11 protein-coding genes are annotated in these 14,737 nt (G+C 35.5%); 9 read left to right on the top strand and 2 right to left on the bottom strand.

The window, feature by feature from the left end; genetic code table 11:
* Positions 1 to 198: 198 nt before the first annotated feature.
* Entirely contained in the window at positions 199 to 1,086 is an 888-nt protein-coding gene (locus tag ABE048_RS01570) for an alpha/beta fold hydrolase (protein WP_430308732.1), read from the bottom strand.
* A gap of 454 nt (positions 1,087 to 1,540) precedes the next feature.
* Positions 1,541 to 2,641: a CdaR family transcriptional regulator gene (locus ABE048_RS01565; RefSeq protein WP_430308731.1), complete on the bottom strand. Its 1,101-nt coding sequence runs from the start codon at positions 2,639 to 2,641 to the stop codon at positions 1,541 to 1,543.
* Positions 2,642 to 2,769: 128 nt separating this feature from the next.
* Here ABE048_RS01565 and ABE048_RS01560 point away from each other — a divergent pair, with 128 nt between their 5' ends.
* From ABE048_RS01560 to ABE048_RS01520, 9 genes are all read left to right on the top strand, one after another.
* Complete coding sequence (locus tag ABE048_RS01560) at positions 2,770 to 3,900, top strand: glycerate kinase (RefSeq protein ID WP_430308730.1); 1,131 nt, start codon at positions 2,770 to 2,772, stop codon at positions 3,898 to 3,900.
* Between the two features lie 10 nt (positions 3,901 to 3,910).
* Complete coding sequence (locus tag ABE048_RS01555; protein WP_430308729.1) at positions 3,911 to 5,257, top strand: GntP family permease; 1,347 nt, start codon at positions 3,911 to 3,913, stop codon at positions 5,255 to 5,257.
* Between the two features lie 319 nt (positions 5,258 to 5,576).
* Positions 5,577 to 6,404, top strand: coding sequence for a DUF2785 domain-containing protein (locus tag ABE048_RS01550; RefSeq protein WP_430308728.1), 828 nt, complete (start codon positions 5,577 to 5,579; stop codon positions 6,402 to 6,404).
* A gap of 534 nt (positions 6,405 to 6,938) precedes the next feature.
* Complete coding sequence (locus tag ABE048_RS01545; protein ID WP_430308727.1) at positions 6,939 to 8,570, top strand: peptide ABC transporter substrate-binding protein; 1,632 nt, start codon at positions 6,939 to 6,941, stop codon at positions 8,568 to 8,570.
* A 121-nt stretch (positions 8,571 to 8,691) separates the two neighbouring features.
* Positions 8,692 to 9,621 (top strand): ABC transporter permease, encoded by a 930-nt coding sequence (locus tag ABE048_RS01540; RefSeq protein WP_430308726.1) that lies wholly within the window; start codon positions 8,692 to 8,694, stop codon positions 9,619 to 9,621.
* Complete coding sequence (locus tag ABE048_RS01535) at positions 9,621 to 10,556, top strand: ABC transporter permease (protein WP_430308725.1); 936 nt, start codon at positions 9,621 to 9,623, stop codon at positions 10,554 to 10,556. The genes ABE048_RS01540 and ABE048_RS01535 overlap by 1 nt, the downstream gene beginning before the upstream one ends.
* A gap of 24 nt (positions 10,557 to 10,580) precedes the next feature.
* Entirely contained in the window at positions 10,581 to 11,639 is a 1,059-nt protein-coding gene (locus ABE048_RS01530; protein ID WP_430308724.1) for an ABC transporter ATP-binding protein, read from the top strand.
* Positions 11,632 to 12,528 (top strand): ABC transporter ATP-binding protein, encoded by an 897-nt coding sequence (locus ABE048_RS01525; protein ID WP_430308723.1) that lies wholly within the window; start codon positions 11,632 to 11,634, stop codon positions 12,526 to 12,528. The genes ABE048_RS01530 and ABE048_RS01525 overlap by 8 nt, the downstream gene beginning before the upstream one ends.
* A 519-nt stretch (positions 12,529 to 13,047) precedes the next feature.
* Positions 13,048 to 14,694, top strand: a complete 1,647-nt coding sequence (locus ABE048_RS01520; RefSeq protein WP_430308722.1) for a peptide ABC transporter substrate-binding protein — start codon at positions 13,048 to 13,050, stop codon at positions 14,692 to 14,694.
* Positions 14,695 to 14,737: the final 43 nt, after the last annotated feature.

Raw genomic sequence — 14,737 nt, 5'->3', positions numbered from 1 at the left:
TTCCACTTCAACGAAGATAGTTATACCAGATTTTTATCATAAATTTACATCTGTTTTTACTTTTTTAGTATCTTCCGGCTTTTCCGATGGAGTCGCAACCCTCTATTCCAATCAACTGAATACTTATATGAATTTAATTTACTATAACAATAGAATGCTCCATTAAAATACATCAAAATAAAATGCTCTTACAGCACGTCAGTCCCGACCTGCCTCGTAAATCTTCTGTGCCAACATGTCCGGCCTTGTGCGAGTATCCGTAAAGTGGTCACCATCGCCGACGATCAGGCGGGACTGGCCGAGCCGTATGGACATATGCGGATGCCAGCCGAAGCCCTCCCCTTGTGGTAATGCGTTATCTTGGTAGAAATATACATAGCTTTTAGGAGTAGGCAGCGCAAAGAACACTTTAAGATCCAGCTTCTCGAATAGCGGTCTAGCCGGTTCTGGAGTTACGCCTGCATACATCCGTCTGGCTTCCTCAAATGTGGCCGTATTGACGAACAAATCCCGAAACAGTGGAAACGGAAGCATGATCGTATCATCCTTCGAGCCGGCTCTGAGTTGCTCGAATCCTTGTCTCGTTTGTGGCGGTAACTCGTCGGCAACAGATTCACCGTCTTTTAGTACGAACGCGTCCCAGAAGACTAGTCGCTTTAAGCTATCAGGAACTTGTTCTGCAACCTTTTGGATGACAGATCCTCCGAAGCTGTGTCCGACGAGAACAATGTTGCGTAGGTTCAGTTTCGTAATAAAATCAACGACGGACTTCGTGATCATCGCATGCGTGACATCTTTGTTCTTCGGATCTTTGCCGTGACCTGCGTATTCCGGCGTATAGACGGCATGCCCTTGACTGCGCAGCACCGCCGCTACTCCGTCCCAGAAGTGAGCGTCAGCCCAAGAACCATGTACAAGCACGAAGGTAAGCCGTTGCTGAGCAGGTAAACGGTATCTTTCATCCGATTCGAGGACACCATTGCTCCGGGGCCACCATCCTTCAGAATAAGGGGAGTTATAACCGCGGGGCATAAACCTATAATCAGGGTAGGGGAATTGATGAAATTCTTGGAGATAAGGAAACATGCACAAGACATCCTTTCAAATCGACATATATTATCAGCTTATGCCCATTGCTTTTGAGAGGTTCCCGCACTCGATTCGCCAAAAAAAGCCGCTTGAGAGAACGGTGGAGATATTGAAATAACCGTACTGATTCCAAACTGTGAAAATAACAATTTTGTGGAAAAGGAAATTTTATAACCCCTCCTCTAACCTCAACCACTAATATGGTACGGATCACCGTAATTGATCTTCAACTATCTTTCTTCTTGAGTTGAATAAAAATTATAGTCATCAATTTGTAGTGTACTGATACTTCGTAAATATTCCAATTTCCATTTTGCTCATAAATAATAGCTGAACTAATTTGTTTGAATTGCTCAGCTAAAAAAGATCTACATTATTATAATGTTACTCATTTTATTAAGAATACTGGTGTATTAAAGATATTACTTTAACTATTCATTTTTAATAAAAGTCAATGGCACTCTTTCCTTTTATATTCTTTACTGAGCCACAAAGCAATTTGTAATACAATAGCCTCTTGAAAAACAGTGGGATTATACCCTGTTTGTTCATAAATTTGATTCAGTCGATAGGAGAGTGTGTGTCTGTGAATATCTAAAACTTCAGCGGTCAAATAAAGCTGCTGATTACAATGAAAATATTCTTCTAAAGTATGTAGTAATTTTATGTTTACATCTTTAAAAATTCTATGTGTAAATTGTTGTGCTTCAGGTGAATCCTTCTTTTTTAATAATGAATAAAGTTCGACCTGTTCAAAAAATGTAGTGATTTGTGTTGGCTCACTATAGTCAATTGCAATTTTAGCTGTGTCATATGCATACCGAATCTTACTTAAATCATCTACTGCCTGTCCAACGCCTATTTTTATGTTCGCATATTTTTTAATATGTTTAACTAAAGAAGCTAGGTTTTTCTTCACAATTTCTTCTTTAATACCAGAAGTTAAGATGAAAAATTCATCTAATTGATATTTGCCAATTAAAACGGATTCATGGATAAAGAAATCCTCTAAGTATTCTACAAATGTTTGATAAGCCAGACTTTTTGGTGTTGCTTTAATAATGGTTAGATAAAATGGTGGCTCTGGAACAAAAGAAACTTTAGAAAAGCGTTCATTCATAACCGGATCCATTGGTTCCTCATTTAACAAATCATCAAAAACTCGTTCACGCATTTTACGCTTCCATTCAGATTGAGAGGCGATTAATGCTTGATGTACCATCATTTCAGTTGTTAGTTGAACGAGCGTACCAATTTCGAGAATTTCATTGGGGTCCCCAGTAATACCTACTACACCAACTAATTCATTTTGAAAAAAGATTGGTAGATTAATACCAGGCTTTGATTTCGGAAATAAATGCATGTTTTGTTCAGTAATAATTAACGGCTTTTCAGACTCTGCTACAATTTTCGCCCCTTCATGAATGCTTTCAACACGTAATTGATCCCCAGAAGCTAAGATCATACCATTTGTATTCATAACATTGATATTACGATGAAGTCTTATCATAGTTTGTTCAACTATTTGATTTGCTAATTGTTTTGATATCACTTTACACTCCCCCAAGTCCAAAAATACCACTGTTATATGACAGAAAATTTATACAATAAGTATAATGTAAACGCAGATAATAATCACTATAATTCTTTGTAAGCGCTTTACTTATAGGAGGTATTGACGTGAAAATCATTGTCAGCCCTGATTCTTTTAAAGGATCTTTATCCGCAGCAGATGCGGCAAAAGTTATGGCAGAAGCAATCCATAATGTAGATGAAAAAATTGAAACTGTACTATTACCTGTAGCAGACGGAGGTGAAGGAACTCTTGAATCACTTGTAAATGCAACAAATGGGGAGATTAGCTCGGTTCAAGTTCAGGACCCAATAGGCAGAATGATTACTGCAGAATATGGCATTCTTGGTGATGGGGAAACTTGCATGATTGAAATGGCAAAAGCTTCAGGTTTAACGCTGTTATCACAAGGAGAACGTAACCCGTTGATTGCTTCAACATTCGGAACAGGTGAACTAATTCTTCATGCTTTGAATGCTGGATTTCGTAAATTTGTCATTGGCATTGGGGGAAGTGCTACAAATGACGGAGGTACTGGAATGCTTCGTGCACTAGGGATGAAGTTTTTAGATGCACAAGGTAAGGAATTAGTAGAAGGTGCAGCATCATTACAAAGTTTAGATAGAATTGATACAAGCAAATTTGATGAGCGTATCAGAGAATCTCGCTTTGTTATAGCATGTGATGTGGACAATCCACTTGTAGGACTAAATGGGGCAACTGCAGTCTTTGGTCCTCAGAAGGGTGCCACTGAAGAAATGATAAAAAAAATTGATTCTAACTTAAGTCATTTAGCAGATCTTATCGAAAAAGAAACAGGTATCGCATTACATCAAAAAGCTGGGGCAGGTGCAGCTGGTGGTATTGGGGGAGCTTTTTTAGCTTTCTTCCCAGTCGAGCTAAAACCAGGAATTGATGTTGTTATGACGGCAATTGAATTTGAGCGACATCTTCAATCAGCATCATTTGTGTTAACAGGGGAAGGAAAATCAGATTCACAAACATTATCTGGTAAGGCGCCGGTTGGTATTGCAAAAGAAGCAGCAAAACACCACGTACCAGTAGCATTAATTTCTGGATATGTAGAAGAAGCAAGTAGAGAACAACTCGCAAACTATTTTATCGAAATCGCTAGTGTAGCAAACGAACAGGTTTCAAGTGAAAAATCTATTATGAATGCTGCATTTCATTTGAAACAAAGAACTTATGAGATGGTTCAAAGACTAATAAACTTATAGGGGTGTTGAAATGTTATTTGTGATTATTTTAATAGGTGTATTGTTTATTGTATTTGCAACTGCAAAATTAAAACTACATCCATTTCTAGCATTAATCATTGCAGCTTTCTTCGTAGGAATTGCATCAGGTATGCCACTTCTGGATGTTGTAAAAAATATTAATGAAGGCTTCGGGGGATTGATGACAAACATCGGTATTGTGATTATTGCAGGGACAATTATCGGTGTTATTCTTGAAAAATCAGGTGCAGCGTATCGTATGGCTGAAGTAGTATTACGAATTCTTGGCGAAAAACGCCCGCAATTAGCCATGAGCATTATTGGTTATATTGTATCAATACCAGTATTTTGTGATTCAGGTTTTATCATCTTATCAAGCTTACAAAAATCTTTGGCAAAACGTGCAAAAGTAAAAGTAGCATCTATGGCTGTAGCTCTAGCAACGGGTTTATATGCAACACATACATTAGTACCGCCAACGCCTGGCCCTATTGCTGCTGCAGGAAATATTGGAGCAACGGATTATTTAGGAACAATTATCTTAGTGGGCTTAATCGTAGCTATACCAGCGACAATTGTTGGTTATTTTTGGGCAGTTAAAGTAGGGACAAAAATTGACGTACCTGCAGATCAAGAAGAAGCTTTGGACTATGATGAAGTGATTAAATCATTCGGTAAAATGCCATCAACATTCAAAGTATTTTTACCAATTGTTTTACCAATCGTGTTAATTGGTATCGGTTCAGTCGCAGCATTAACATTAGATGATAAATCTGGCTTAACTCATTTTCTACAATTTATCGGTTCACCATCGGTAGCACTATTATTTGGTGTATTGGCATCATTCTTATTACTACCTGAATTGAGTGAAGTAACTTTAAATGATTGGATTGGAGAAAGTTTAAAAGAAGCAGCTCCTATTCTTTTAATCACGGGTGCTGGTGGTGCATTTGGAACTATCATTAAAAACACAGGTGTAGCTGATATTCTGCAATCAATGGATCTTGGCGCATTATCACAAGGTGTCTTGTTCTTATTAGTACCATTTATCATTGCAGCAGCATTAAAATCGGCACAAGGTTCATCAACTGCGGCATTAGTTATTACATCTTCATTAATCGCACCAATGTTACCAACATTAGGGATTGAAGGTGCACTACCATTATCACTTGTTGTAATGGCAGTTGGTGCAGGAGCAATGACTGTCAGCCATGTAAACGACAGTTTCTTTTGGGTAGTTACTCAATTTAGTGGCATGAAAGTAACCGATGCTTATAAGGCACAAACCATGGCAACACTTTTACAAGGTATTACAACGATTATTGTGACAATGATTATTTGGGTAATTTTCGTATAATTAATTTTTTTAAACTAATAACTACTAATAACTAAGTAAGCCTAGTGCATATTTTATACACTAGGCTTTTCGTTATTAACTTATTTTTGTTTTACATTAATTGTTGTTGGGGAGTACTAATAAAGCATCTAATAGATAGTACATTTTAGAATTGGACAATCTATGCATAGGTGAGGCGTTGGTTACATAGGATGAAACAGATGTGCATCAGACTTCAGTGGTCTATAATAATAATGACAATACAGAGTAATCGACAACATAAATTTTGTATAAAGTTTTCGATTCAGTCGATGCAATATTCGTATTGGAGGTTTCTTTTATGGATGAAATAACACTAAAAAAATACTTGTCGGATATTCAAAATGGTGAAAGCACATGGAATGATTATGATCAACAAGAGATTCTAGATGCCATGATGGAGTGTATTGGTTCACCAGATCCTGAACTTAGAGACGAACTAATCTATCGTCAGTTCAGCCAAATTATTGACATTGATGACCAATTATCAGATGACGTACTCGTCGATTTGCTTACAAGAGCATTAGGAGATGAGTACTTGTTTTACGAAATAGGGGATGTTGAAACCGATCATATCTTTAAACGTTCTTATTCAGTTTTGTTAATTGCATTAATATTAAGTAAAGACTTAGAAAAATCATTTATCTCTTTACCATTGTTGGATAAAGTCAGAGCTGAATTGCTTTTATATTTAGATTTAGAACAAGATTTAAGAGGTTTTATTCCTGAGAAAGGCTGGGCCCATAGTGTAGCACATACAGCAGATGCTATGAATGAATTAGTAAAAAATCCTAAGATGGATGTAAACTATTTCCCTGCACTTTACCAAGGCTTAGCGAATAAAGTTTTTACTTTTACAGATGTATATGTTACGGATGAAGAAGAGCGCATATTATCACCCATTATGTCAATGCTTGAAATAGGCTTATCATCCGAGATAGTTGAAGAACTATTCACTAAAATCCCGGCCTTTTTAATACAACAAAAAAACAAGATTAATGAGGAAAAATATTTGAAATTATATGCTAACTGTAAAAGCTTTTTAAAAAGCTTTTACATCTGTACAAGTTCAAATGAAAAGTGGAAATCGATCCAACAACGAATTGGCCGCTGTCTAGATGAAATTTAACTAGCTTTTTACTTAATTTGTAGTTAGATATTTTGGAAAAAAAGTATTTTTTTGAAAAAAGGCTCTACCTTTATTTAAAAGTAAAGGTAGAGCCTTTTTGTTTATATAGGTAAAACTTTGGTATGTTATAAATTTTTAAAATGATAGTAAATTCTCAAAATACAGAAAATTTACACAATAAATTAATGAAAATTTATCGAATTGCTTATTTACATTCTATTCATTTTACTTTAATAAATTAGTATGTTAATAAAATTTTAAATTGTGACAATAGACTGAATATACAGTAATTAATAATTATAGATAGAATAAAATATTTATTAGTTATTTGACTGTTTAGATCATTATTTTTTATAAAAATACAAAAATATAACTATTTATTGTGAAATTGAAGATAGTTTAGAATTAAATCAATTGTCCAGAATTTAAAAATATTCTATCAACTTCTTTTATTCTGTTTATTTGTTTGATATAGTATTAACAAGCTATTTAAAAATAGCAAAAATTCTATATAGAAATAGGGGGATTTTTAACATGAAGAAGAAAAACTTTGTGTGGTTAACAATCCTTGCTGCTCTTACTTTAGTATTAGGGGCATGTGGCTTTGGAGGAGACAATTCTAAAGGGGATTCCTCAAAAGGCTCAAGCGACAAAACACTTAACCTTGCAATCGCTTCAGAACCACCAAGCTTAAACCCACAATTAGCAACAGATAATCAATCAGGATCAATTCTTAACGCGGTATTCGAAGGTTTAACACGTGTTAATGATAAAGATCAAGTTGAGAATGCTATGGCTAAAGATATAAAAGTTAGCGATGATAAATTAACTTATACATTCACTTTACGTGATGCAAAATGGTCAAATGGAGACCCAGTAGTAGCTGGTGATTTCGAATATGCATGGAAATGGGCATTAGACCCTAAAAATGCGTCACAATATTCTTACATCTTATACCCTATCCAAGGGGCAGAAGCTTACAACACTGGTAAAGGTAAAGTTGAAGATGTTGGTATCAAAGTTATCGATGATAAAACTTTAGAAGTAAAATTAAACAATCCAACACCTTACTTCTTAAAATTAACTGCATTCTACTCTTACTTCCCAGTTAATAAAAAAGTAGTTGAAGGTAAAAAAGACTGGGCCGCTGATGCTGGTGCAAACTACGTAACAAACGGTCCATACGAATTATCTGAATGGAAACACAACGAATCAGTAACGCTTAAAAAATCTAAAAACTACTGGGATAAAAACAATGTAGATCTTGACTCAGTCAACATTGCAATGGTTGAATCTTCCGCTACAGCTGATCGTATGTTCCAAAGTGGTGATCTTGATTTTATCGGTGCACCATTCCAATCAGTATCACTTGATAAAATTGATACTTATAAGAAAGACAAATCACTACACATTTCAGATTTAGCATCAAGCTATGTCTATAAATTCAACACAAAAGATAAAGTGATGAAAAACGAAAATATCCGTAAAGCATTAACTCTTGCGATTGACCGTCAAGGCTTAATTGATAACATTACAAAAGGTGAACAAAAACCTGCTAATGGTATCGTTCCAAAATCAATCTCTGGTTGGGATACTCAAAAACAATTCTTCAAAGACAACGATGTTGAAGGTGCAAAAGCTGCCCTTGAACAAGGTATGAAAGAATTAGGTATTTCTAAAGCTAGTGATATTAAAATCAAACTTTCTATTAATACTGACGAAGCTCACCAAGCAATCGCTCAATACATCCAAGAAGGATGGCATAAAAACTTAGGTATTGACGTAACAATTGATACTTCTGAATGGCAAGTTTACCTAGACAAAGTGCAAAAATTAGACTACCAAGTTGCTCGAATGGGCTGGACTGGTGACTATAATGATGCAAATACATTCTTAGATGCATATACAACTGCTGCTAATGGTAACAACATGACTGGTTGGGAAAATCCTAAATACAAAGACTTAATGGCTAAAGCTACTAAAGAAACTGATGAAGCAAAACGTTTAGAACTTCTTCAAGAAGCTGAACAAGTGTTTATGTCTGAATATCCGGTAGCACCAATTTATGATTATACTAATTTATATGTTGTAAAAGATAACGTTAAAGGTATGGCTCCTGACCTACTAGGAAACATTAACCTTAAAAATGTTAAAATCGAAAAATAATTCATAACATTTTGTATTACTAGCCTTCTGGTAAGTAATCACAATTAGGGTTGCCAGGCATCACTTCGGTGAGTACTCGGCAACCTATTCTATATTATGAAAGTTTGAGGAGGCTATACGAATGGTTAAGTATATTTTAAAAAGACTTGGATATATACTGATTGCACTTTTTGTAATTGTAACTGTTACATTCTTCCTTATGAGAATTGCTCCTGGTAGCCCATTTGCAAGCGAAAAGAGTGTGCCACCTGAAATTCAGCAAGCTCTTAATGAGGAATATGGATTAGATAATCCATGGTATGTTCAATATAAAGACTATTTAATTTCAACTGCAAAATTCGATTTTGGTGAATCTATGAAATATAAAGGTCGTTCTACAAATGATATGATCAGTGAAAGTTTCCCAATCTCTTTGACATTAGGTATTGAAGCAATGATTCTTGCAGTTGGTTTAGGTGTTTTAATAGGTGTTGTATCAGCACTCTATCATAATAAATTCCCCGATTATTTAGGGACTACATTTGCAGTCCTTGGTATATCTGTTCCGTCCTTTATTTTAGCGGGATTATTACAATACTTTGTAGGTCTAAAAATGCAGCTATTACCGATTAGTGGTTGGAATGGTTTCGTTTATAGTATTTTGCCTGCACTTGCAATCGCGATTACACATATGGGTTTTATCGCAAAACTAACTCGTTCAAGTATGCTTGAACAAAATCATAGTGAATATGTGAAAATGGCACGCGCTAAAGGGATTGGTAAATGGACAACCGTCTTCAAACACACCCTACGAAATGCTCTTCTACCAGTTGTAACGTATCTAGGACCATTAGCAGCTGGTGTTATTACAGGTAGTTTCATCGTGGAACAAATCTTCGCGATTCCTGGTTTAGGTAAATATTTTGTAACTAGTATTACAAACCGTGATTATACGGTAATTATGGGTACGACAGTATTCTACTCAATTATTCTATTATTTGCGGTATTACTAGTAGATATTCTTTATGGACTAATCGATCCACGTATCAAGCTGAAAGGAGCGAAAAAATAATGACACAATCTTTAAAAGAAACTCCTAAGATTTCAAAAGACAAGTTCAAAATTGTTGGTGGAAATCATGCGGATACAGAAAAACTTTCTGAAAAATCAGTGTCTTTCTGGAAGGAAGTAATGCTTCGCTTCTCTCATAACAAATTAGCGATTGTAGGTTTAATTATTTTAGCAATCGTTATGCTACTTGCTATTTTCGTTCCTTTGTTTTCTCCATATAGCTATAGGGAACAATTAGGTGTATATAATGCTCCTCCATCTGCAAAGCATTGGTTTGGAACTGATGACCTTGGTCGTGACGTATTTGTACGTGTATGGGTAGGGGCTCGAATTTCTCTATTTATCGGCTTAACTGCAGCTGTGATTGATTTAATCATCGGTGTTGCATGGGGCTCTATCGCAGGTTTAGTAGGTGGTCGCGTTGATGATATTATGATGCGTATTGCCGATGTATTAACAGCAGTTCCTTATCTATTAGTAGTAATCATCTTACTTGTTGTGCTACAACCAGGTTTACTACCAATGATCATCGCACTTTCTATCACAGGGTGGGTGAACATGGCACGTATTGTCCGTGGGGAAGTACTTTCAATTAAAAACCAAGAATACGTACTTGCAGCAAGAACACTAGGTGCAGGTACTAAACATATTATTTTGAAACACCTAGTGCCAAATGCACTTGGTGCAATCTTAGTAACAATGACATTAACGATTCCAAATGCTATTTTTACAGAGTCTTTCTTAAGTTATTTAGGACTAGGTGTTCCAGCACCAATGGCAAGTTGGGGAACAATGGCATCTGAAGGGAATAATGCTTTAGAAACAGCACCTTGGCGTCTAATCTTCCCAGCATTTTTTATCTCGATGACGATTTTTGCCTTTAATGCAGTTGGCGATGGTCTTCGTGATGCATTAGATCCAAAATTACGTAAATAATCAAGTAGAGAAGTAGGTGAGAAAATGAGTGAAACAGTATTAGAAGTAAAAGATTTGAAAATTAACTTTAAAACGTATGCAGGTATTGTTCACGCAGTTCGTGGTGTTAGTTTCGACCTAAAACAAGGTGAGACACTTGCCATCGTTGGTGAATCAGGTTCTGGTAAAAGTGTTACAAGTAACGCTTTGATGAAACTCATTCCTCAACCACCAGGCATTTATGATAATGGTCAAATCCTATTTGAAGGACGAGATCTCATTCCATTGTCTGAAAAAGAAATGACGAAAATTCGTGGTAACGATATTGCGATGATTTTCCAAGATCCAATGACTGCTTTAAACCCAACGATGAAAGTTGGTAAGCAAATCATGGAAGTTATTTTAAAGCACAATAAAAAAGCAACCAGAGAATCAGCTAAAAAACGTGCCATTGAGTTACTAGATGAAGTAGGGATTCCATTCCCAGAAAAACGTTTTAAACAATATCCACATGAGTTTTCAGGTGGGATGCGCCAACGTGTAGTAATCGCCATAGCATTGGCGGCTGAACCTAAACTTCTTATTGCGGATGAACCAACAACAGCTCTTGACGTTACCATTCAAGCTCAAATTATTGAATTAATGAAGGAAATTCAAAAGAAAAGTAACACATCTATTATTTTCATCACGCATGATCTTGGTGTTGTAGCGAATATTGCAGATCGTGTAGCGGTTATGTATGCTGGACAAATTGTAGAATACGGTACAGTAAACGAAATCTTCTACAATCCTAGACATCCATATACATGGGGATTACTTGGTTCAATGCCAGACCTTGATAATAAAACCGATGAATTATTGCGTACAATCCCAGGTTCACCACCAAATCTAATTCATCCACCAAAAGGTGATGCATTCGCACCTCGTAATGAATTTGCGATGCAAATTGATTACGAACAAGAGCCACCAATGTTTAAAGTAAGTGATACGCACTTTGCAAAAACTTGGCTACTACATCCAGATGCACCGGAAGTTCCTATTCCAGAAGCCGTTCAAAAACGAATTGATGGTTATTTAGCAAAGGACGGTGAACAAAATGTCTGAGAAAATACTAGAGGTTAAAAACTTAAAGCAGCATTTTGGCTCAATTAAAGCCGTAGATGGTATCAGCTTCGATGTCTATAAAGGTGAAACGCTAGGGCTTGTAGGAGAATCCGGCTGCGGTAAATCTACAACTGGTCGTTCTATCATCCGACTTTATGATATTACTAATGGTGAAATTAAATTCAAAGGAAAAGATATCCATGGCAAAAAGTCTAGAAAAGAATTAAAAGACTTTAACCGTGAGATGCAAATGATTTTCCAAGATCCATATGCATCTTTAAACCCACGTATGACAGCAGGAGAAATCATTGCTGAAGCCTTTGATATTCATGGATTATACAAAAACAAAGCAGAACGTAAAGAGAAAATTGGTTCATTGCTTGAAGCAGTAGGTTTAAACCGTGAACACGCAAACCGATATGCCCATGAATTCTCAGGGGGTCAACGCCAACGTATTGGTATTGCCCGTGCATTAAGCTTAGATCCAAGCTTTATTATTGCGGATGAACCAATTTCTGCCCTTGACGTATCAATTCAAGCACAAGTTGTTAACTTATTAAAACAACTACAAAAAGAACGCGGACTAACTTATTTATTCATTGCACATGACCTTTCAATGGTTAAATATATTAGTAATCGTATTGCTGTTATGCGTCGTGGAGTAATTTTAGAACTTGGAAGTTCAGAAGATATTTATCAACATCCAGTTCATCCATATACGAAATCACTACTTTCAGCCATTCCTTTACCTGATCCAATCTCTGAAAGCACGCGTACTCGTATTCCTTATGAACACGAGGAAACTGGAGATGATGCTTCAACTCATGAAGTTTTCCCTGGACATTTTGTTTATGGGACAGACCAACAAATTGCCAAATGGCATAAATAGCAAAATTCCTAAGCATATATGAATAAGGAATTTTTAAAAAGCTCTCATCATTTTTTCTTGATGAGAGCTTTTTTCTTATATCGCTGTTAAATTCAATAATTAATATATGAAAGAATAGGACTAAAAAATGAAGGATCTTTAATAATGGTGAATAAATCTATTGTTTGTTATTCCAATATTAAACATAATTAGAACTAAAAGTTAACGCAGTGAGGATATAAAGATACTTTAACGCTTTAAAGCGCAAGAAATTTTTATTTAAAAAAATAGAGTATTAAACACACTGAAATGAATAAAAATTCAAAATTGACAAATTATACTTAAAATATGGCTATTTTTGAACAATAATAGAATATTTATTCAAAAATATTTATATGACATAAATTTTTGAAAATTGAAGTATTTTAGAAAATTTAGATATTTTGTTTTTTTATATACTATCCTCTGCTATAGTAATAGATAGTTACTTTTAGTTAGTAACAAGAAATAATTATTTTTATTCAAATAAGGGGGATTATTATGAAGAAAAAGTTTTTATCACTTGTGCTTTTATCAGCTTTAATGCTTGTATTAGCAGCATGTAACTTTGGTGGTTCTAAAGAAAAAACAGACGAGTCAACAAAACCATCAACAGAAACTAAATCTGAAGATAAAACATTGAATTTAGTTATTCCATCTGAACCACCAAGTATGAATCCACAACTAGCAACAGATAGTACTTCGGGTGGGATTATTCGCTCAGTTTTTGAAGGTTTAACTCGCGTTAACAAAGATGGTAAAGCAGAAAATGCTGCTGCAGAAGATATTAAAGTAAGTGACGATAAAATGAAATATACATTTACTTTACGTGATCAAAAATGGTCAAACGGCGATCAGGTTGTAGCTGGTGACTTTGCTTACGCTTGGAAATGGGCATTAGATCCTAAAAATGCTTCTGAATACGCTTCAATTCTTTATCCAATCAAAGGCGCTCAAGCTTACAACGAAGGTAAAGGTAAAGAAGATGCTCTAGGTATCAAAGTCGTTGACGACAAAACTTTAGAAGTAACTCTTGAAAATCCAACACCTTACTTTTTAGAATTAACTTCATTCTACACTTACATGCCAGTTAATGAAAAAGTAGTTAAAGACAATGCAAAGTGGGCTGCTGAAGCAGGCGACACTTACGTAACAAATGGTCCATTTACATTAGGTGAGTGGAAACACAGTGATTCTATTACTCTTAAAAAGAATGCTAATTACTGGGATAAAGACAATGTAGCTTTAAATACGATTACTATGAAAATGGTTGAATCTGAAGCAACAGCTAACCGTATGTTCCAAAGTGGTGATATCGATTACTTAGGTTCTCCATTCCAAACTGTTCCACTTGATGCAATGGATGGCTACAAAAAAGACGGTACACTTCAAAGCCAAGATTACGCTGCAATTTATGAATACAAATTCAATACAAAAGGCAAATTTACTAAAAATGCGAACATTCGTAAAGCTTTAGCTCTTGCAATTAACCGCGAAGGTTTATCAAAAGACATCCTTAAAGGTGGTCAACCAGCAGCACTTAGTGGTGTTCCTGTAGCAATCGCTGGTTTTGAAAATGAAAATAATGGTTTCAAAGATAACGATATCGATGGTGCTAAAAAAGCTCTTGAAGCAGGTATGAAAGAGCTAGGTATTAAAAAAGCAAGTGATATTAAGATTGGTATTTCTATCAACACAAGTGAAGCTCACCAAGCAATCGCTCAATACATTCAAGAAGGTTGGGTGAAAAACTTAGGAATCGAAGTTAAAATCGATAACTCTGAATGGCAAGTATATCTTGATAAAGTATCAGCTCTAGATTACGATGTAGCTCGTTTGGGGTGGATTGCCGATTTCAACGATGCTTACACATTCCTAGAACGCTATGATACTGCTAAAAACGGTAACAATGATACTGGTTGGGAAAATCCACAGTACAAATCACTTATGGAAAAAGCTGCAAAAGAAGCTGATGAAGCAAAACGTCTTGAGTACTTAAAAGAAGGTAACAAAATCCTTACTCAAGAATTCCCTATTGCACCAGTCTACTTCTATGTTAACAACTACGTACAAAAAGATTATGTGAAAAACATGGCACCAAATAAATTAGGTGAAATTAACCTTAAAGCTGTAGATATTCAAAAATAATATTAGTAGCTAGTATTAGCTAATATGTAATTTACATCTATTG

It is taken from the genome of Rummeliibacillus pycnus (genome assembly GCF_050459865.1).
Taxonomy (GTDB): Bacteria; Bacillota; Bacilli; order Bacillales_A; family Planococcaceae; genus Rummeliibacillus; species Rummeliibacillus pycnus_B.
This window is presented reverse-complemented; position numbering and strand designations above follow the sequence as displayed.

Coding starts and splice junctions, on each gene's coding strand:
- ABE048_RS01540 (WP_430308726.1), top strand. CDS start 8,692: ATGGTTAAGTATATTTTAAAAAGACTTGGATATATACTGATTGCACTT.
- ABE048_RS01545 (WP_430308727.1), top strand. CDS start 6,939: ATGAAGAAGAAAAACTTTGTGTGGTTAACAATCCTTGCTGCTCTTACT.
- ABE048_RS01520 (WP_430308722.1), top strand. CDS start 13,048: ATGAAGAAAAAGTTTTTATCACTTGTGCTTTTATCAGCTTTAATGCTT.
- ABE048_RS01525 (WP_430308723.1), top strand. CDS start 11,632: ATGTCTGAGAAAATACTAGAGGTTAAAAACTTAAAGCAGCATTTTGGC.
- ABE048_RS01555 (WP_430308729.1), top strand. CDS start 3,911: ATGTTATTTGTGATTATTTTAATAGGTGTATTGTTTATTGTATTTGCA.
- ABE048_RS01535 (WP_430308725.1), top strand. CDS start 9,621: ATGACACAATCTTTAAAAGAAACTCCTAAGATTTCAAAAGACAAGTTC.
- ABE048_RS01550 (WP_430308728.1), top strand. CDS start 5,577: ATGGATGAAATAACACTAAAAAAATACTTGTCGGATATTCAAAATGGT.
- ABE048_RS01530 (WP_430308724.1), top strand. CDS start 10,581: ATGAGTGAAACAGTATTAGAAGTAAAAGATTTGAAAATTAACTTTAAA.
- ABE048_RS01570 (WP_430308732.1), bottom strand. CDS start 1,086: ATGTTTCCTTATCTCCAAGAATTTCATCAATTCCCCTACCCTGATTAT.